Raw genomic sequence first — 19,012 nt, forward strand, 5'->3', positions numbered from 1 at the left:
TCACCCGAGCCAAATACTTTTACCTAACAAATGTTAGGTAGGCGTTGACTTGGCGAGGGAGTACCGCTACGTTATGGCTACCTAACGATAGTTAGGTAGGTTTTCTACCCTACCTCACAGGCCCGAACATGACCTCTAAATTGCGACTTTTCACCTCTCCTTCGGCTTTTCCGAATCCTCAACGCCTGCGTTTGTTCATCCACGAAAAAGGCATTGCCGATCAGTTCGAAGAAACCATTTATGACATGACGCCCGGTGGAGAGCAGCGTGGCTGGCGTCACCTGAACATGAACCCGTGGGGTGAAACACCGACCCTGGAACTGGCAGACGGCAGCTTCATTTCCGAGACAGCCGCTATCGCTCGCTATCTGGATCAGGCTTATCCGGGCCGCAAGATCATGGGCGAGGGCGCTCTGCAGCAGGGCCTTGACAACATGTGGGATAACCGCATCTGGGTGCATATCCTCTATCGGATCGTTACGGCCTTTCACGTGCTGCACACCGGCCTCGGTTTCAAGCTTGAACTGACCAAGAACGAAGCATGGGGCGAGCATTGCCGCAAAGAGGCGCTGAGCCATGCGGCATTGGTCAATCGTCATCTGTCCGATGGTCGCGAGTGGCTGCTGGGTGGCGATGCGCCAACGTTCGCGGACATCACGCTTGCAACTGCCATTGCCTTCTCCAAGTTCCCGGTCAACGCCACGCCACTGGATGAGCGTTTCGAGTTCCTGGACCTGTACTGGCAGCGCTGGCAGAAGCGTCCGGCTTTCCAGGCGGCTTATGCTGATCGCAGCAGCGGTATTCCTGAGCTGGACTCGCTGGCCGAATGATTGAGCTGTTGCACGCCCACCTTATCGCCGGGAACGTCAAGCAGGATGTTCCCGGCGATAGCCGTTACAGCTTGGGAGAAACCGACGATGGCCGTTCAGCAGCCATGCGCTACACCGTCTTTCTACCTAACAAAAGGCAGGTTTTTGAATTAGCATGTGTCGGTTTCCAGAAACGCGGCCGAAGTACAAGGCACTACGATGACCATCAACGCCCGTGAGGCGATCCTGCTTGCTGCCAGAAACATCGCCCAGTCCCAGGGCTACAACGGCCTGAACTTTCGCGATCTGGCCGCTCAGGTCGGAATCAAGCCGGCCAGTATTTACTACCACTTTCCCAGCAAGGCTGATCTGGGTGTCGCTGTTGCCAGGCGATACTGGCAGGACGGTGCCGCTGCACTCGAGACGATCTCCGCAGAAACCCCCGATCCCGGCGAAGCGTTACGGCGTTTCCCGGAAATTTTTCGGCGTTCGCTGGAGGTTGAAAACCGCCTTTGTCTGGGCACTTTCGTCGGCGCTGAAACCGACAACCTGCCGCCGGAGATGACTGAGGAAATGCAGCTGTTTGCCCAGGTCAACATTGCCTGGCTGAGCAAGCTTCTGGTGGCCGCGAACATTTGCACGCCTGCGGACAGCGAGGTGCGGGCGCAGGCTATTTTTTCCGCTGTGGCGGGCGCTCAACTGGTTGCCAGAAGCAGGTCGGACATTTCCCTTTTTGACACGTTGATCAACACCTATCGTGCCTGTGGGCCGCTGCCGAACCAAGTGAGTGTGGAACGGCGCTGACACTCGAATTCGAGAAGCTGCCAACCCGACCCACGCCATTCACTCCGGCAAGCGAAACTGCTTGCGCAAGCTCTTATCGAACGCCCCGGCAGGTGCGAAGCGCCGTAGCAGGCTGATTTGTCGGGCGGTCTTGCCGGCGGTGTATCGATGCCGGGGACGAACATCGCTCGCCGCTTTCAGCACCACCGCTGCGACAACCTCGGGCAGGTCGGCTGTCGGCATGACATCGGCGAGCAGTGCACGGACACCGGCTCGCGCCTGATCGTACGCCTGCAACTGCGAGTCCGGCTCGATGCCATTTTGATCGAAGACGGTGCGTACGTAGGCCGGCTCAATGACCGAGACACGGACGTTGAAGGCACGAATTTCATGATCGAGCGATTCCGAATAGCCTTCAAGGGCATGCTTGACCGCCGAATAATGAGCCGAGTAGGGCGCCGGTATCAGTCCCAAAACCGAGCCGATATTGATAATGCGCCCCTGACCTCGTTGGCGCATTGATGGCAGTACTGCGTTGGTCATGCGCATGACGCCAAACAGATTGACGTCGAACAGTGCCTGCACTTGCTGGATAGAGAACTCCTCGGCACCGCCCAGCATACCGATGCCGGCATTGTTGACCAGCAGGTCGATACGCCCGGTTTGCGCGAGGACGGTGGCAACGAGCGCGCGGACAGAATCGTCATCCGTGACATCGCAGGTCAGCATGGAGACCTGTGCAGAACTGTCACCGGCTTTGCGGCTGGTGCCAAACACGGTATACCCCGAGCGCGCGAGGGCCTCGGCGGTGGCGCGACCGATGCCCGATGATGCACCCGTGACGATGGCGGTTCTTTCGGAAGAGGTGTTCATTTGATACTCCAATGCTCGACAGGCGCGGGCCTGAAGGGTGGCTGGGCGGGGCGTTGAATAAGCGCTTACTTGATCTTCACGACGACCTTGCCCTTGGCGCGGCCCTGACCCAGGTATTCAAGCCCTTCGCGGGCCTGTTCAAACGCAAAGACGCTGTCAATCACCGGTTTTATCTGGCCACGTTCGAGCAACCTGGCAATGTCGCCAAGTTGAGCGCCATCCGCGCGGACAAACAGAAACGAGTACGACGCACTTTTCTTCTTGGCCAGGCGCGTGATCCTGCGGCTCATCAACCCGAATACGAAGGTGAAGAAGGCATTCATCCGCCGAGCCCTGGCGAATGCCGTATCCAGCGGGCCGACCAGGGATACGATCCTGCCGCCGGGCTTGAGGATGCCGACAGCTCTTTCAAGGTCGTCTCCCCGGGTGGTGCCAAGCACCAGGTCAACGTCGTGCAGCACCTGTTCGAATGCCTGCTCTTTGTAATTCACCACTTCATCTGCGCCCAGGCTGCGAACCAGCGCCATATTTCCTGTGCTGGTGGTCGTGGCCACTGTGGCGCCCAGGTGTTTGGCCAGCTGGATGGCGAAGGTGCCGATACCTCCAGCCCCGGCCGGTATGAACACCTTCTGGCCGGCTTGAAGAGGGGCGCGATCCTTGAATGCCTGCCACGACGTAAGCCCGACCATCGGGATGGAGGCTGCCTGAACAAAGTCCAGGTTGGCGGGCTTCAATGCGGCAGCGTGTTCCGGTACGGCGGCGAACTCGGCGATGGCGCCCCCACCCAGTTCGAACAGGCTGGCGAAAACCGTGTCGCCTGCCTTGAATCGAGTGACTGCGCTGCCCACTTGAATGACCACGCCCGCCAGATCGCTGCCCATGGTGGCCGGTAGTTGCAACTTCACCACCGACTTGAAGACACCCGTAGTGATGATGTTGTCGATCGGATTCAACCCGGCCGCGTGAACTTCCACCAACAGTTCGTCAGGTTTGATGGCCGGTATGGGGACGTGGGTAATCGCAATTTCAGGCGACTTGCCGTAGTTTTCAAATGTCAGTGCTTTCATGACGCTCTGATTCCAGTGTCGTCGAACAAGGATGTGCATCTGCCGCGGCTTGATCCGCTTCAGGCTTGCGGGCGATAGCGCTCGGCCGCCTGAGCCTGTCGAATGTCCGACATCAGCCCTAGTCGCGCCTCATCCAGCGAGTCCCAACGCCCCGCCACATGCAGCGGTGGAATGGTCACCTGTTCGCGGCGGTCGAAACCCACCAGTGCTGCATCAACCAGCTCTTCGACGTCCATCACCTCTGCAATAGTGTTCAGATCGATCCCCGCACGCTCCCAGATTTCGGTGCGCGTGGCCGCCGGAAGCACCGCCTGGACGTATACGCCCTTGGGCGCCAGTTCCACGTTCATTCCCTGGGAAAGGAACAGTACGTAGGCCTTGGTCGCACCGTAGACCGACATGCCGAACTCTGGCGCAAAACCCACCACCGATCCGAGGTTGACGATCGAGCCCGACCCGGACTGCGCGAAACGCGGGGCCACGGCGGCCGCAAGGCGTGTCAGGGCGACGATATTGAGTGCGACGAGCTTGTCGATGGACTCGGCGTTCTGTTGAACGAACCCTCCGGATTGGGCAATGCCCGCGTTGTTGATCAGCACACCGATGCTGGCGTCCTCACGCAGACGGGTTTCCAGAGCTGTGAGATCGGCAGATTGAGTCAAATCCGCCTGGATGACTTCAACGGCAACGCCGTTTTCTTCACGAAGGCGTGTTGCCAGGGCATCAAGACGTGCCTTGTCACGAGCGACCATCACGAGATTGTGACCGCGACGGGCAAATCGTTCGGCATATACCGCGCCGATGCCGCTGGAAGCACCGGTAATGAGAACAGTGGATGGCGTTGTCATGGAGGAGGTACTCGTAATGTGCGTTGAGGAAGTCGCACTTATGATTACGATCTAAATCTAAAATGTCAACGTATTGATGTTGATCGACATCAAAAATGGTCGATGCCGATCTTGCCCGGTTTTCGGAAGGGGACGTGGGGAACATCGTCGCAAGACGTGCGGGCAAATGGCATGCACACCGTCGGACCTGCTTCTGCGCAAGCGCAGTCACGACGGTGGTTGTTTATCGATAGGGTGGCGGCAGTGCGCCTGTTTTCAGTCTGACGGCGTGAGCACGGCGCGTGCCATCAATTGGAATATCGACTCGGCAGAGGGAATAGGCGGTTGATCGGTCTTTCTGTCGATGGTCAGGGACGCGTAGCCATGCGCGGTGCTCCAGGCGAGGAAGGTGCGCTGTTCAAGCAGTTCCGGCTCGGGCTCGCTACCGTATTTCGCTATCCAGGCATTGCGTATCGACTGGCGGAGCACTTGCAGCGCACGTTCACCCGATTTTAGAAGCCTGGGCAACGTGCGGTTTACACCCGCGCCAAACATCAATCGGAAGTGCTCCGGGTAACTTTTGGCGAAACTTACATAACCAATACCGCAACCCAGGAGGGTGTCGTCAAGTTCCTGTTGCACGGCAATGATGACGTCGGCCATGCGCTCATATCCATCGGCCACCACCTCTGCCAGCAGATTTTCCAGAGAGCCGAAATGGTGGGCGGGCGCGGCATGAGAGACATTCGCCCGTCTGGCGCACTCGCGCAGTGACATGCCGCGGACTCCCGCTTCCCCCACAATATCCCAGGCGGCCTGACGCAGGACGGCGGGCAGATTGCCGTGGTGGTAGGTCCGTGGGGCGTCTGAAGTCGACATGTAAGGCTCCCTATCATGAAACAAAAGTTATATTCCCATCGGTTCAGCCTATCTTGTCAGTGACAAGATAGGCTGTTCTAATGGCGCCAGATCATCTGACGGGCGTGGGGAATACCGATGAGCGACATCATCAACAGGCTTCGACTATTGACGCTGCGCGGCACGTTCACGCTGATCAGCCGTATTCTACCGGGCATCACCGGAAGATATCTCGCTCGACGTTTTGTGACTCCGCAGGCGTCCGGACGTGCCAAGGCTGCTGAAATTCTGAGTACAGCGACGGATGCGCAAACCGGTAGCCTTGAACTGGACGGCATCAGAATCGCCACTTATGTCTGGGGCGACCCCTCCAGCCAGCCGTATGTGTTGCTGGCCCACGGCTGGTCAAGTTACGCGATGCGTTTTATCGGATGGGTGCCGTTACTGCGCTCGATGGGCTACGCGGTGGTGGGGTTCGATCAGCCCGCGCACGGGTTGAGCGCAGGCACTATCAGCCACATGACCCAGTTCGTGGCTGTGCAGCAGCACGTGGTACGCCATTTCGGAAAGCCTGCGGCGGTGATAGCGCATTCACGGGTGCTTCATCGATTGTTTTCGCTCAGGAACAGTCGTGGCGCCCTGATCGTTTTATCTTGATTGCGCCGTTCCTGGCACCTACGGACAGCGTACTTCAACTGTTCGATTCGGTCGGTGTTGCCCACACAGTATTCAAACCTTTCGAGGGCGTCCTGCATTCGCTGACCGGTCGCCGCTTTGCAGACTACGACGCCAGTTCGCGACTGCCGCTGCTTGATCGTCCCGCCCTGGTCATTCATGACCGCCGTGACCGTGAAACACCGTGGGAAAAGGGCGCTCGTTTTGCAGAGCTATGGCCGGGAGCGCGTCTGTTTACCACTGAAGGGCTTGGCCACAATCGGCTGATTGATCATCCTTTGGTGATTACGGAAGCGATGAAATTTCTGAAACCGGATCATCGTTAACGGCATCCGCAACGGATGGCCTTTCCAACGCTTCCACTCTAAAGCGTCTACACGCAGCTTCATGAAATCCGTATGTGCCAGCTGGATCTGGCTCGTTTAATTGCAAGATGAATAACGGAAGCCAGATGCGTTTCCGCTCATCACGAGCTGAGCTTCTTTTAAAAGTCCTGACATAGCCGGACAGGCGAGTCAGCGTCTTCAGAAGTTGGAGGCCGCTATGGGTTTTAATAATTTTTCCGATGAATTGGCGGTGCTTGAAATCGTCCGCAGCGCGAACTTCGTTCGCCCTGGAAAGTTGACGTCCGGTCAAATTTATCTCGCGTTGATACGTCTTCAATCAGAAGTGCCGGCGGCCGGGGATTTTATGGCCATGATTGATGAGCTGGTCAAAGAGGGGCTGCTGGTTTCAGCCGCTGTGCTGGAGCACGACATCTCGTTTCCCTATGTCCAGCACATTGTTCTTGGTGTTACCGAGACAGGTGCGGCCGTACTGGAAGACCGGAGTTTTCAGGCTGACCTTTTTTACATGTGATCGACGGTGCCGTTCCAGCTACAGCGTCAGGAAAGAACCGACAGTCGCAACCGTCAGTCCCGGACTGACGAACCTCACTTGCCCTGCAGTTTATGCCGCGCGTAAAGCACTGCCGTTCCGCCCGAGGCCGGACGGGCCTGTAGCTCGAACGTTTGTGGATAGCCTTTGATCAAATCGCTCAGTTTCTTGTAGCCATGGGTACGAGGATCGAACTCAGGCCGCAGTTTGGTGATGTTCGTGCCAATGGCGCCCAAGGGTGCCCAGCCGTCTTCATCAGCAATATCGTCCATTATCTTTGCAATGAAGCCCACAGGGGCTTTGGGTTTCTTGCTCGGCTCGGTTGCCACTGATTTGACGTTGCTCGGTGTTGCAGCTGCATCCGGCGTAGAGTCTCCGGTGGCCGGTGTGGTGATCTCTTCACGAAGCAATTCGATGTAGATGAACTTGTCGCAGGCCGCCACGAAGGGTTTGGGTGTCTTTTCTTCGCCAAAGCCATAAACGGTCAGACCTTCCTCACGCAAACGTGAAGCCAGGCGTGTGAAGTCACTGTCGCTGGACACCAGGCAGAACCCGTCGAAACGACGCGTGTAGAGCAAGTCCATAGCGTCGATTATCAATGAGCTGTCAGTGGCATTCTTGCCTTTGGTGTAGGCGAACTGCTGGATGGGCTGGATGGAGTAGTCGAGCAGAACTTTCTTCCAGCCGCCGAGTTGCGGGCCGGTCCAGTCACCATAGATGCGTTTGACGCTGGCCACGCCATATTTGGCGATCTCTTCGAAAAGGCCTTCTACGATCGCTGCTGGCGCATTGTCGGCATCGATCAGCACCGCCAGGTGCTTTTGAGAACTGTTGGGGTTTTGGACGGCCATGGATCACCCTCATAAGAAAGCATAACCATACCGCCAAAACGAGAGATTGGCGCTATTCCCCGACATCTATGCAAGGCAGGCCGCTGCCGAACAGTTCCCGGCAGCGGCCTTGGCACCTCAGATTCGGAAACTGCCCACCAGTTGCGTCAGCCGGGTGGACTGCTGTTCAAGGTCAGTGCACGCACGCAGGGTCGCGTTCAGGTTCTCTACGCCTTGCTGGTTCAGCGTATTGATCTCGGTGATGTCCACGTTAATCGCTTCAACGACGGCGGTCTGCTCTTCGGTGGCAGTCGCCACCGACTGGTTCATGCCGTCGATTTCGCCGATACGCTCGGTGACGTTTTCCAGACTTGTCACGGCCTTGTTGGCAATCTCGACCGTTTCAACGCTTTCGCGCTGGCTGTCGTTCATGATCGACACGGCTTCACGAGCACCGGATTGCAGTTGCTCGATCATCTCTTGCACCTGGCTCGCTGATTCCTGGGTTCGGTGCGCCAGGCTGCGGACTTCATCGGCGACCACGGCAAAACCTCTGCCGGCCTCACCCGCACGCGCGGCCTCGATGGCGGCATTGAGGGCCAATAGATTGGTCTGTTGCGAGATGCCGGTAATCACGTCCAGGATCTGGCCGATGTTGGCTGTTTTGGTATTCAGCGTTTCGATCTGCTCGCTTGCGCTGCTGATGCGCTTGGAAAGACGGCTCATGGCCGAGATGTTCTGCCCGACCACATCCTGCCCGTCCGACGCCAGTGTCCGTGCATCGCTGGAGTGACCCGATGCGCGCGCGGCATTCTGGGCAATCTCCTGCGTTGCGGCGCCCAGTTCATTGATGGCTGCGGCGACGCTGTTGGTGCGGTGGGACTGTTGATCGGAGTTGAGCATCGATGAGTTGGACGCATTCAGTACCCGCTGGGCAACTTCATTGAGCTGCACGGTGGAGGAGGCGACTTCACGCATCGAGTCATGGATTCGTTCTACAAAGAGGTTGAAACCATTGCCCAGATGCCCGAACTCGTCCTGGCTCTCGATGATCAGACGCTTGGTCAGATCACCTTCGCCGGCAGCGATATCGTGCATGGCGCGACCCATCAGATTCAATGGGCGCAGCAGGACACTCAGGAGCATGCCCAGCAGCAGGATGATCAGCACCACCGCAATCACAGTGGCCACGATGGCCGAGTTTCTGAACTCGCCCAGTGCCGCGTAGGCGATGTCTTTATCCATCGCTACACCGACGTACCAGTTGACCGACGGCAGGCCGTCCACGTGAGCGAAGGTCAGGATCTGAGTCTTGCCGGCATGCTCGCTTTCACTCAGGTCTTGCGACAGCCTGGGCGTGTTCGCCGGGTAGACTTCGGCCAGCGTCTTCATCACCAGTGAGGTGTCCGGATGAACCAGGATGCGGCCATTCGCGTCGACCAGAAACGCGTATCCGTCGCCATGCAGCCGCAGCGAACTGATCATCTTCACCAGGATTTCCAGGCTCAGGTCGCCGCCAATCACACCGGCCACGCCAGACTCACCCTTGATCGGTGTGGCAAGGGTCACGATCAAGCCCTTGGTCACGGCGTCCAGATACGGCTCGGTGAGGATGGTTTTGCCGGCGCGAACGGCATCGACATACCACGGCCGGGTTCTGGGGTCGTAATCGGCCGGCATGTCATCAGGCGGCTGGGTGACGAAGGAGCCATCACTTCTGCCCTGGTAAATGCTCATGAAGGTGGCGATCAGCGTGGGTTGGCCGAGCACCCGATTCTGCTCTTCCGGGGACTGAGGCGAAGAGGCGTTTTCCGCCAGGTTCTCTACCAGAAGAATTCGCCCTGAAAGCCAGTTACGGATATTGCCGGCGGTGCTTTCGCCCGTCTGGTTAAGGTTCTCCTTGAGCTGGACGCGCAACGCATTGCGCTGCAGATAATCGTTATAGAAGGTGAACAGGGTGAAGGCGGCGATCACCACAAGGGACGCCGCCAAGAGGATTTTATGACTGAATTTTAACGATTTTCTCATGCCGGTATGAGCCTTTAGGTATTACTCGGAAATGATGTACTGCGCACGCAACGGCGTGTTATCGGCTGGCAGGCTGATTAATGAATGCCGACCGTCATATAAATAGACGGTGCACAAAACGACAGGATTCATTTCGGAAAGCGACGCAGCGTTTTTCATGATGTTTTGATAACGTCACGAAAACAAAAACGAAGTGCATGGAACGCATTCAGCGCGTGTTTTCAATGTATACCTTTCTGCAACGTCTCACGCTTCCTGAGCTCTGCGGTTTTTATGGGGATAAAAGACATGGACCGTTCACCAGGCGGCACAGGTACATCGGCAAGAGTGGTGTTCAATTGGCGTGAATCAAGCGAGGTTTCAAGTGATCGCCAGGCGTAAATTCAGCGACGCAATGCAAGGAAAAAACCTTCGCTTTCTGCAAGAGGAAACCCTCGGGTCCAGGCGGCAAACGCGTGCCGGTTTTCTTCTGCTGGAGCACTTTTCGCTGCCTGCTTTCACTCAAGTGCTGGACGCCATTGTCACGGCCAATCTGCTGCGACGAGATCTGTTTTCGACCACCACGCTGGGTCTTGGCGAAGGCGAGGTGGTCAGCGATCTTGGGCTGGTGATTCGCCCGGACGAGCTGTTTGGGCGTGACAGCCTTGCAGGACTGGACCTGCTGGTCATCTGCGGAGGCTATCGCACCGAGTTGAAGGCAAGCGATAGCCTGATCCGCTTATTGCGCGACGCTGCCTCTCAGGGGGTAACCCTGGCAGGATTATGGAATGGTGCCTGGTTCCTCGGGCGGGCCGGCTTGCTGGATGGCTACCGATGCGCGATTCACCCGGAGCATCGACCCGCTCTCGCGGAAATTGCCAGCGTGGGCCAGGTCACCAGTGAAGCGCATGTCGCAGACCGGGACCGACTGACCGCATCAAGTCCGACAGGCGCCTATCATATGGCTTTGGAGTGGATCAAAGGTCTGCATGGCAAGGCGCTGGTAGAGGGTATTGAAGACATTCTGTCATTCGAAGAGTCCAGATACCGGCGTATCAAAACCTCGCCGTTACTGTCCGTGAGCGCTCCTTTGCGCGAAGTGATTCGGCTCATGGAGTCGAATCTGGAGGAGCCTCTGGAAATGGAAGAGCTGGCCGTTTATGGAGGGCGTTCGCGACGTCAGCTCGAGCGGTTGTTCAAAGAGCAATTAGGCACTACACCGCAGCGCTATTATCTGGAACTTCGCATCACCGAAGCTCGGCGGTTGCTACAGCACACCGAGTTGTCTCAAACCGAAGTGCTGGTGGCGTGCGGATTTGTATCGCCGAGCCATTTCAGCAAGTGTTACAGCTCCTACTTCGGCTACCGCCCCTCTGCGGAGAAAAGGCGTGTCAAATAAACAAGTGAGCGAGCAGCACAATGGTGTCGATCATCACGTGTTATGGCATGAACGTGCTTACTCACTGCTTGTCTGTTTTTCCGACGCCTCATGCTCTGCATACCACTGTGCATAAGGTGTGTTTTTTACCTTGCGCCGATTGAAATCCTCGGCGCCATCGGTCCACCAGACTTCACCGCGCTCGCCCAGTGCAACTTTGGCCTTGTCGACACTGGCACGAGCCGCCTTCAGGGCTGCGGGGTCTTCGGATGCCTTGGCGGCTTTGACTGCACGACGCGCAGCCATCAGATCATCCACCAGATGCTGGCGGACGTCGTCGCTCAAAGAGGGATTGGAGCACCGCCAGAGTTGCCCTTTGACCACAAAATACCGACCATCTGGCGTGGTCGGATTCACCCTACGAATATCCGCGGGCGACCGCGTCAGCGCCGATCAGGCCTGTCACTCGTCCGGCCAGCGCGTCCAGCCCGAACGGCTTGGTCAGCACTTGCGTGCAGGGCCGCAGGTGGCAATCGTCCAGCACCGACGTCTTGGCGTAACCGGTGATGAACAGGGTCGGCAGGCCTGGTCGACAGTCACCGGCCGCATCGGCCATTTCCCGGCCATTCATACCGCCTGGCAAGCCTATGTCACTGATCAGCAGGTCGATGCGTGTGTCCGACTGCAGGATCTGCAAACCTGACTGTGCGTCTGCCGCTTCCAGGCAGTTGTAGCCCAGACCGCTGATGACTTCGGCGACGAGCATCCTCACCGAGGGTTCGTCGTCCACGATCAGAACGGTTTCGCCGGTGTGATGCGGCGGTTCTTCGATGACTTCCGGCTCGACGGGGCGCGGAGCATTTTCAGCGGTGTGGCGGGGCAGGTGCATGACCACGCTGGTGCCCTGGCCTTCGATCGACTCGACGCGAATCTGCCCCCCGGACTGGCGCACAAAGCCATACACCATCGACAGCCCGAGACCGGTGCCGGCACCTATGGCCTTGGTGGTGAAGAACGGTTCAAAGGCTTTGGCGGCGATGTCCGGGCTCATGCCGATGCCCGTGTCGGTCACGCGGATGCTCAGATGCTCGCCGGCGGGAATACCGTGGTCCGGGTCGGTGCACTCTTCAAGGGACGCATTGGCGGTCTCGATGATAATGCGCCCGCCGTTGGGCATCGCGTCACGGGCGTTCAGGCACAGGTTCAGCAGCGAGCTTTCCAGCTGGGCATGATCGATCAGCGCGGGCCACAGGTCATTCTGCGCAACGACCTTTATGTCTATCTCCGGGCCGACGGTACGGGCGATCAGCTCTTCCATGTCATGAATCAAGCCGTTGACATCGGTGGCTCTCGGCGACAGTGTCTGGCGTCGAGAGAACGCCAGCAGGCGGTGAGTCAGCGACGCCGCGCGGCGTACCGCGCCCTGGGCGACCGACACGTAACGGTCTACGTCACCGACGCGGCCCTGGGCCAAGCGTTTGGTGATCAGTTCCAGGCTGCCGGAAATGCCGGCCAGCAGATTGTTGAAGTCATGGGCGATGCCCCCCGTCAGTTGCCCGACGGCATCCATCTTCTGCGAGTGGCGCAGGGCATCTTCGATTTGCTCGCGTTCGAAAACTGCCTGTTCGATGCGCTGTTCAAGTGTCTGGTTGAGCTCTCTGACCGCCTCTTCGGCTTTTTTTCTGGCGGTGACATCGATGGATGAGCCGATCAGACCGATCACCTCGCCGTTTTCATCGAGCAGGGGCGCTTTGGTCGAGAGCCATATCGCTGCAGAGCCATCAGCCAGATTGACCTGTTCTTCGATCTGTTCGCTGACGTTGTTCTGCATGATCCGGCGGTCGGTTTCCATGAGGATCCGCGCCTGTTGCTGGTCATCCAGGAAATCGAGGTCCGTCTTGCCAATGAAAAACTCGGGCGGTTTGCCGATCAGGTCAGCGGTGCCACGATTGGCAACGAGCATGCGGCCCTCAAGATCCTTGGCGTAGACCACGCCGGGAACGGCAGCGGTGAATATTCTCAACAACTCGTTGAGCCGGTCGCGCTCTTCTTCGGCAGTACGACGGCTGTCTATATCGAGCAATACACCCGGACTGCGGACAGGTTTACCGCGACTGTCGCGCTCGATTTTTCCGCTGGCTTCGATCCAGCGATAAATGCCGTCTTCATGCAGAACCCGGTATTCGCATCGATAGGTTTCGCTGCTCTGCAGCGCTTCCTCGATCGACTTGTCGACTCTGGCCGAATCGTCAGGATGAATGGAGGCAATCACCAGTTCCAGTGGCAAACCTTTGGCGCACAGCTTCGGGCACAAGCCGAAGGTCCGGGCAAAACGCTCATCGCCAGTCAGTTGATCGGCAATGATGTCCCACACCCAAGTGCCGACAACTGCCCCAGAATCGAGGGTGAGTTGCAGCCGCTCGGCCGCTTCTTGCGCCGAGGATAGGGGGGGCTGGGGGGCGAATGGCCTGCCGCCATAAACATCATTGCTCATCACTATCGACCCACTTGAACGCCTGGTTCACAAAGACTCAGTCATAGGGCAGCGCAGCGGCCTGAAAGTTGTACAAAATTTATTCTATTTTGTGCCTGATGCCTGACAAAGCGATCAGTGACACTCGATCATTTCATGATTCAGGTAGAGGTGATATTAAAATAATATCATTTGAGGCGCGCGCAAGCCTCAGCGGAGCAGGCAGGGCAACGCTTCCAGGTCATGCCGGGGCTGGCGAATCACCTGAAAGCGCTGGTTTCATTCAAGTACTTAACGTCTTGCCAACACCTCAATGCTGTCCGACAGGCGCAGGCAGGTTGGCAGCCTGCACCGGTGACCAGCGAGTCAGCGCATAAAACACTGCGCCGCCCAGGATGCAGCCGGTAAACCAGGCGAAGTTGGCAATCGGCTTGAACCACTCGACAAAGGTGAAGCACAGACCGACCAATGCGGTGAGCAGCAATGCCTTGACCGCGATCCAGTTCACGCCGTTGGTGTACCAGTAGCGCCCGCTCGGCGTGTCATTGAACAGGGCGTCGACATCGATTTGCTGCTTCTTGATCAGGTAGTAATCCACCAGCAGGATGCCGAACAGCGGGCCGATGCAGGCCGCCAGCACGTCCAGGGTGTAGTGAATCACTTCCGGGTTGTTGAACAGGTTCCAGGGTGTGATGAAGATCGACGCCACCGCAGCGATCATGCCGCCTGCACGCCAGCTGATGCGGCTGGGCGCCACGTTGGCGAAGTCGAAGGCGGGGGAAACGAAGTTGGCGACGATGTTGATGCCGACCGTAGCGGTCACGAAAGTAAAGGCACCGAGCAGCACGGCCGTGGTGTTGTCGATGCGCGCAACGGTCGCGATCGGGTCGTGGATCATCTCACCGAAAATCGGCAACGTGCCTGAAACAATCACCACCGTTACCAGTGAGAACGCCAGAAAATTCACCGGCAAACCCCAGAAATTGCCGCGGCGCACGTCGGCCATGCTGCGGCAATAGCGGCTGAAATCACCGAAGTTTAGCGTCGGCCCAGAGAAATACGAGACTACCAGAGCAATGGCCATGACCACCTGGCCGAACGCCGCCCAGCCGGACAACTCCTTTTCAGCCAGGGTAAAACTGATGTTGTCCCAGCCCGCGCGCCAGACAATCCAGCCTGCCAGCGCGAACATCACCGCGTACACGGCCGGGCCGGCCCAGTCGATGAAGCGCCTGATCGATTCCATACCTGTCCAGAACACCGCGGCTTGCACCACCCACAACGCGAGAAAGCCGAACCAGCCGAGCCAGGACAGACCGAGAAACGTCACGCTTTGATACGCGGCCAGTTCCGGGAAGAAACGCAGCACCACGATCACCAGTGCGCTGGACGCCAGGTAAGTTTGAATGCCGTACCACGCCACGGCGATGAGCCCGCGAATGATGGCGGGAATGTTGGCACCGAACACGCCGAAAGCCAGGCGGCAGATGACCGGGTAGGGCACGGCGGCTTGCTGACTGGGTTTGGCGACCAGGTTGGCAATCACCTGAATGATGCAGATCCCCACCAGCAGGGCGATCAGCACCTGCCAGCTGGCCAGGCCCAGGGCGAACAGACTGGCGGCGAAAACATAGCCGCCGACGCTGTGCACGTCGCTCATCCAGAACGCCAGAATGTTGTACCAGGTCCACTTCTGCGGCACCGGCCCCAGATCGTGGTTGTGCAGGCGCGGGCTGTACCCGGCTGGGCGTTGATCTGTCATTGCCTGACTCCCTCGGTGTGTCGTAACGGGATCGGAGTACGATCGATGATTTTTTTGTATACGATCGTGTACGCAAAACATGTGCCATGCGATTTCTCGTTGGTAGGGAATGGCTGCGAGTCTTGTTTTAGGGCGTTTCTACTGAGACAGGCGGGTAAATCGGGCAAGTCCGAGCAGGTGTTTGAAGTGCACGTAAACAGGGCGCTTTTGCTCATTTACGGTGCGATTCATGCGTTTACAGTTGAGTGGCTAGCTGGCGTGTTATTCAAATTGCGCTACTCATCATGTTCCGCATCAGGCACTATTCTTGTATACGATCTGTAATGCCAATGTGATGTGAAGCCATGATCCGACCTGACAGTGCCCCGTTGTTTCTCACGCCTGCCGCTGATGAAAAGGGCCGTGACGAACAGATTTACCAGCATGTCCTGGAAGCTATCGTCGAACACCGGCTCGCTCCGGGAACGCGCTTGCCCGAGGACGCCCTGGCCGAAGTGTTCGAGATCAGCCGCACCGGCATTCGCAAGGTCTTGCAGCGTCTGGCGCTGGAACGACTGGTGACCTTGCGCCCCAAGCGCGGCGCAGAGGTTGCGCAACCGTCGGCTCAGGAGGCACAGGATGTATTGGGTGCCAGGCAACTGATCGAGCCCGCGCTGATGGCCGATATCGCCACGCGAGTCAGCGGCCAGCGTCTGGAGGCACTGCGCGCGCTCTGCGCTCAGGAGCATGAGGCGCAACACGCCGGGCGCCACAGCGAAGCGATTCAACTGTCGGCGCGCTTTCATGTGCAGTTGAGCGCGCTGGCGGGCAATCAGGTGTTGACCGAACAGGTCGCGCAGCTCACCACGCGGTCGTCGTTGATTGTGGCGGTGTACGGCTCGCGACGCAGTGTCGGCTGTGATTGTGGCCAGCATGTCGACTTGCTGGCCTTGCTCGAAAGCGGGCAAGGCGAACAGGCACGCGAGTGGATGGCCGAGCATTTGCGCCGCATTCGCGCCAGCCTGAATGTGGATGCGCCGCTCAGCGAGACGGTGGATTTTCATAGCATTTTCAAACGGCGCTGAAGGAGTCCCGGTGCGTATTCAAGTAATCAACCCCAATACCAGCGAAGCCATGACCCACAAGATCGGCCTGGCCGCGCAAGCCGTGGCGCGCCCCGGCACGCAGATCATCGCCTGCAGTCCGGCGGATGGCCCGGTGTCCATCGAAGGTCATTTCGATGAGGCGATAGCGACGCTGGGCGTGCTGGAAGAAGTGCGCAAGGGGCGCGAGCAACAGGTCGACGCGCACATCATCGCCTGTTTCGGCGACCCTGGCCTGCTGGCGGCACGCGAGTACGCCAGCGCCCCGGTGATCGGCATCGCCGAAGCGGCCTTTCATATGGCCAGCCTGATTTCTACCCGTTTTGCCGTGGTCACCACGCTGACCCGCACGCGGATCATTGCCGAGCATCTATTGCAGCGTTATGGCTTCAGTGAGTTGTGCACATCGGTGCGTTGTATCGATCTGCCGGTGCTGGCGCTGGAGGAAAGCGGACCGGAGCTCATCGAATGCATGGCCGAACAGGCCCGTCGCGCCCGTGACGAAGAAGGGGCTGGAGCCATTGTGCTGGGTTGCGGCGGGATGGCGGATCTGGGCAGGCAACTGAGCGAAGCGATCGGCCTGCCGGTCATCGACGGCGTGGCTGCGGCGGTGAAACTGGCCGAATCACTGGTGGATCTGGGCCTGACCACCAGCAAACACGGCGACCTTGCCGACCCCATCGGCAAACCGTTCAAAGGCCGGTTCGCCTACCTGAGCCGGTGATGGCGTTTGCCCGGAGGGCGCAGGAGCGAACGTGTTCGCGAAAGGGGCGGCATGAACGATGAACATACACCGTATGCAATACCGTTCGCGAACAAGTTCGCTCCTACGGCCTGCGGCCAGAGTCAAAAGCGAACGTGCGCATAACGATGAGCGCTCTGCGTGGTAGTGACATTTTCAAGCTTCTGCCCGCAGGGCGTAGGAGCGAACGTATTCGCGAAAGGGGCGGTATGAACGATGAACATACACCGTCTGCAATACCGTTCGCGAACAAGTTCGCTCCTACGGCCTGCGGCCAGAGTCAAAAGCGAACGTGCGCATAACGATGAGCGCTCTGCGTGGTAGTGACGTTTTCAAGCTTCTGCCCGCAGGGCGTAGGAGCGAACGTATTCGCGAAAGGGGCGGTATGAACGATGAACATACATCGTCTGAAATACCGTTTTCAAGCTTCTGCCCGCAGGGCGTAGGAGCGAACTTGTTCGCGAAGGGGGCGGTATGAACGATGAACATACATCGTCTGAAACACCGTTTTCAAGCTTCTGCCCGCAGGGCGTAGGAGCGAACTTGTTCGCGAAGGGGGCGGTATGAACGATGAACATACATCGTCTGAAATACCGTTCTCGAACACGTTCGCTCCTGCGGCCTTAGGCCAGAATCAAAGGCGAACCCGTACCTTACATAGCCGGCACGCCACCCCCGACCAGGGCTTCGGTCGTGTCGTCCGGCACCACAATCGTGTTGTTGCCAGGCGTCAGGATGACCTTGCGGCAATCATCTTCCTTCTTGTCGAACAGCTTGTAGCCCTTCGCCGCATCTTCCAGTGACATCCGGTGAGTGATGATGGCTTCGGGTTCCAGGCGGCCGGCCTCGATGTGTTCCAGCAATTCAGGCATGAAGCGATGCACGTGGGTCTGGCCCATTTTGAAGGTCAGGCCCTTGTCGAACGCATCGCCGAACATGAAGCCGTGGATGAACCCGGCATAAACCCCTGGCACACTGACTACGCCACCGCGTCTTACCGCCGCGATGCACTGACGCAACGCCTTGCCACTGCTGCCTTCCAGTTTCAGCGTGGCCAGAATGGTTTCAGTAGTGCTGCCCTTGGCCTCGAAGCCCACCGCGTCCACTACGCCATCCACACCGCGCATGCCGGCGGTCTGGCGAATGATCGTGTCGGCCGGATCATCGTCGTCATCAAAATTGATCGGGATCACGCCGTAGGTTTTCTGCGCATAAGCCAGACGATACGGGTGGTGATCGACCATGAAGATCTTCTCCGCGCCGAGCATTTTTGCGCACGCTGCGCTCATCAGGCCGACCGGGCCAGCCCCATAAATGGCAACCGTCGAGCCTTGGCCAATCCCGGCGTTGAGTACAGCCTGCCAGGCGGTGGGAAGAATATCGGAGAGGAACAGAACCTTCTCGTCAGCCAGCGTGCCCGGCACCTTGAACGGGCCGACGTTGGCCTTGGGCACTCGCACGTATTCAGCCTGGCCGCCCGGGACGCCGCCATACAGATGGCTGAAGCCGAACAGCGCCGCTCCTGGTGGAATCGACTTTTTGTTGAGGATCGCGCCACGTCCGGTGTTGGTGGTTTCGCAGGCCGCGAACTGGTCGAGGTTGCAGAAAAAGCAGCTGCCGCAGGCGATGACAAACGGGATCACCACGCGATCGCCTTTGGCCACAGCCGTGACGGCCGAGCCGGTTTCTTCCACGACGCCCATGAACTCGTGACCAAAAATGTCGCCGTGTTCAACCGTAGGGATTTTGCCGCGATACAAGTGCAGGTCGGAACCGCAGATAGCGGTCGCCGTGACGCGCAGAATGATGTCATCCGTTTGCTCGATCACAGGGTCCGGCACTGTATCGACCTTCACACTGTTCGCGCCGTGGTAAGTCAAAGCTCTCATGGTTAATCCTCAGTGATAGCAGAAAAATTCGGTCCGTTACTGAAGATGAACGATGAGGTTTTTGTTGGTTCAGCGCGATTG

Annotated in this window: 16 protein-coding genes and 2 pseudogenes; 7 read left to right on the top strand and 11 right to left on the bottom strand. The window is 58.3% G+C overall.

Features of this window, described 5'->3' with window-relative positions; all coding sequences use genetic code 11:
• The first annotated feature begins 128 nt into the window (after positions 1-128).
• On the top strand, positions 129-830 hold the full coding sequence (locus LIX91_RS22765; RefSeq protein ID WP_226489206.1) for a glutathione S-transferase family protein: 702 nt from the start codon (positions 129-131) through the stop codon (positions 828-830).
• Between the two features lie 198 nt (positions 831-1,028).
• Entirely contained in the window at positions 1,029-1,613 is a 585-nt protein-coding gene (locus LIX91_RS22770) for a TetR/AcrR family transcriptional regulator (RefSeq protein WP_003417990.1), read from the top strand.
• A 39-nt stretch (positions 1,614-1,652) separates the two neighbouring features.
• Here the strand turns inward: LIX91_RS22770 and LIX91_RS22775 are convergent, their stop codons facing one another.
• The 4 genes from LIX91_RS22775 to LIX91_RS22790 form a co-directional block, all read right to left on the bottom strand.
• Positions 1,653-2,465 carry an oxidoreductase gene (locus LIX91_RS22775; RefSeq protein WP_003417987.1) on the bottom strand — a complete coding sequence of 271 codons (813 nt, stop codon included), beginning with the start codon at positions 2,463-2,465 and terminating at the stop codon, positions 1,653-1,655.
• A 65-nt stretch (positions 2,466-2,530) separates the two neighbouring features.
• Positions 2,531-3,532: an NADP-dependent oxidoreductase gene (locus tag LIX91_RS22780; RefSeq protein ID WP_103696962.1), complete on the bottom strand. Its 1,002-nt coding sequence runs from the start codon at positions 3,530-3,532 to the stop codon at positions 2,531-2,533.
• Positions 3,533-3,591: 59 nt separating this feature from the next.
• Positions 3,592-4,380, bottom strand: a complete 789-nt coding sequence (locus tag LIX91_RS22785; RefSeq protein WP_003417983.1) for an SDR family NAD(P)-dependent oxidoreductase — start codon at positions 4,378-4,380, stop codon at positions 3,592-3,594.
• Positions 4,381-4,635: 255 nt separating this feature from the next.
• Entirely contained in the window at positions 4,636-5,238 is a 603-nt protein-coding gene (locus LIX91_RS22790) for a TetR/AcrR family transcriptional regulator (RefSeq protein ID WP_226489207.1), read from the bottom strand.
• A gap of 117 nt (positions 5,239-5,355) precedes the next feature.
• Here LIX91_RS22790 and LIX91_RS22795 point away from each other — a divergent pair.
• Both LIX91_RS22795 and LIX91_RS22800 read left to right on the top strand, forming a co-directional pair.
• Positions 5,356-6,218: pseudogene (locus LIX91_RS22795) on the top strand (alpha/beta hydrolase).
• A gap of 217 nt (positions 6,219-6,435) precedes the next feature.
• The gene (locus tag LIX91_RS22800) at positions 6,436-6,750 is read left to right on the top strand and encodes a hypothetical protein (RefSeq protein ID WP_046270705.1); all 315 of its coding nucleotides are present in this window, start codon (positions 6,436-6,438) and stop codon (positions 6,748-6,750) included.
• A gap of 74 nt (positions 6,751-6,824) precedes the next feature.
• Here LIX91_RS22800 and LIX91_RS22805 read toward each other — a convergent pair whose 3' ends face one another.
• The 3 genes and pseudogenes from LIX91_RS22805 to LIX91_RS25980 all read right to left on the bottom strand — a co-directional run.
• Entirely contained in the window at positions 6,825-7,619 is a 795-nt protein-coding gene (locus LIX91_RS22805) for an NYN domain-containing protein (RefSeq protein ID WP_003314764.1), read from the bottom strand.
• A gap of 117 nt (positions 7,620-7,736) precedes the next feature.
• Positions 7,737-8,576, bottom strand: a complete 840-nt coding sequence (locus LIX91_RS25975) for a methyl-accepting chemotaxis protein (RefSeq protein ID WP_371927157.1) — start codon at positions 8,574-8,576, stop codon at positions 7,737-7,739.
• 15 nt (positions 8,577-8,591) lie between these two features.
• A pseudogene (locus LIX91_RS25980) lies at positions 8,592-9,626 on the bottom strand (cache domain-containing protein); the annotation flags it as partial.
• 394 nt (positions 9,627-10,020) lie between these two features.
• Here LIX91_RS25980 and LIX91_RS22820 point away from each other — a divergent pair.
• Positions 10,021-11,004 (top strand): GlxA family transcriptional regulator, encoded by a 984-nt coding sequence (locus LIX91_RS22820; protein WP_226489208.1) that lies wholly within the window; start codon positions 10,021-10,023, stop codon positions 11,002-11,004.
• 57 nt (positions 11,005-11,061) lie between these two features.
• Here the strand turns inward: LIX91_RS22820 and LIX91_RS22825 are convergent, their stop codons facing one another.
• The 3 genes from LIX91_RS22825 to LIX91_RS22835 form a co-directional block, all read right to left on the bottom strand.
• Entirely contained in the window at positions 11,062-11,400 is a 339-nt protein-coding gene (locus LIX91_RS22825; protein ID WP_226489209.1) for a hypothetical protein, read from the bottom strand.
• A gap of 1 nt (position 11,401) precedes the next feature.
• Positions 11,402-13,477: a PAS domain-containing sensor histidine kinase gene (locus tag LIX91_RS22830; RefSeq protein WP_226489210.1), complete on the bottom strand. Its 2,076-nt coding sequence runs from the start codon at positions 13,475-13,477 to the stop codon at positions 11,402-11,404.
• 289 nt (positions 13,478-13,766) lie between these two features.
• Positions 13,767-15,218, bottom strand: coding sequence for an NCS1 family nucleobase:cation symporter-1 (locus LIX91_RS22835; protein WP_003417967.1), 1,452 nt, complete (start codon positions 15,216-15,218; stop codon positions 13,767-13,769).
• A gap of 344 nt (positions 15,219-15,562) precedes the next feature.
• Between LIX91_RS22835 and LIX91_RS22840 the strand changes: the two genes are divergently transcribed.
• Both LIX91_RS22840 and LIX91_RS22845 read left to right on the top strand, forming a co-directional pair.
• Positions 15,563-16,282, top strand: a complete 720-nt coding sequence (locus tag LIX91_RS22840; protein ID WP_003417963.1) for a GntR family transcriptional regulator — start codon at positions 15,563-15,565, stop codon at positions 16,280-16,282.
• 10 nt (positions 16,283-16,292) lie between these two features.
• Positions 16,293-17,024 carry an aspartate/glutamate racemase family protein gene (locus LIX91_RS22845; RefSeq protein ID WP_003412566.1) on the top strand — a complete coding sequence of 244 codons (732 nt, stop codon included), beginning with the start codon at positions 16,293-16,295 and terminating at the stop codon, positions 17,022-17,024.
• A gap of 671 nt (positions 17,025-17,695) precedes the next feature.
• Here the strand turns inward: LIX91_RS22845 and LIX91_RS22850 are convergent.
• Positions 17,696-18,931 (bottom strand): zinc-dependent alcohol dehydrogenase, encoded by a 1,236-nt coding sequence (locus LIX91_RS22850; protein WP_003417960.1) that lies wholly within the window; start codon positions 18,929-18,931, stop codon positions 17,696-17,698.
• Between the last annotated feature and the right edge of the window lie 81 nt (positions 18,932-19,012).

This window comes from Pseudomonas sp. B20, from assembly GCF_020515755.1.
GTDB lineage: Bacteria > Pseudomonadota > Gammaproteobacteria > Pseudomonadales > Pseudomonadaceae > Aquipseudomonas > Aquipseudomonas syringae.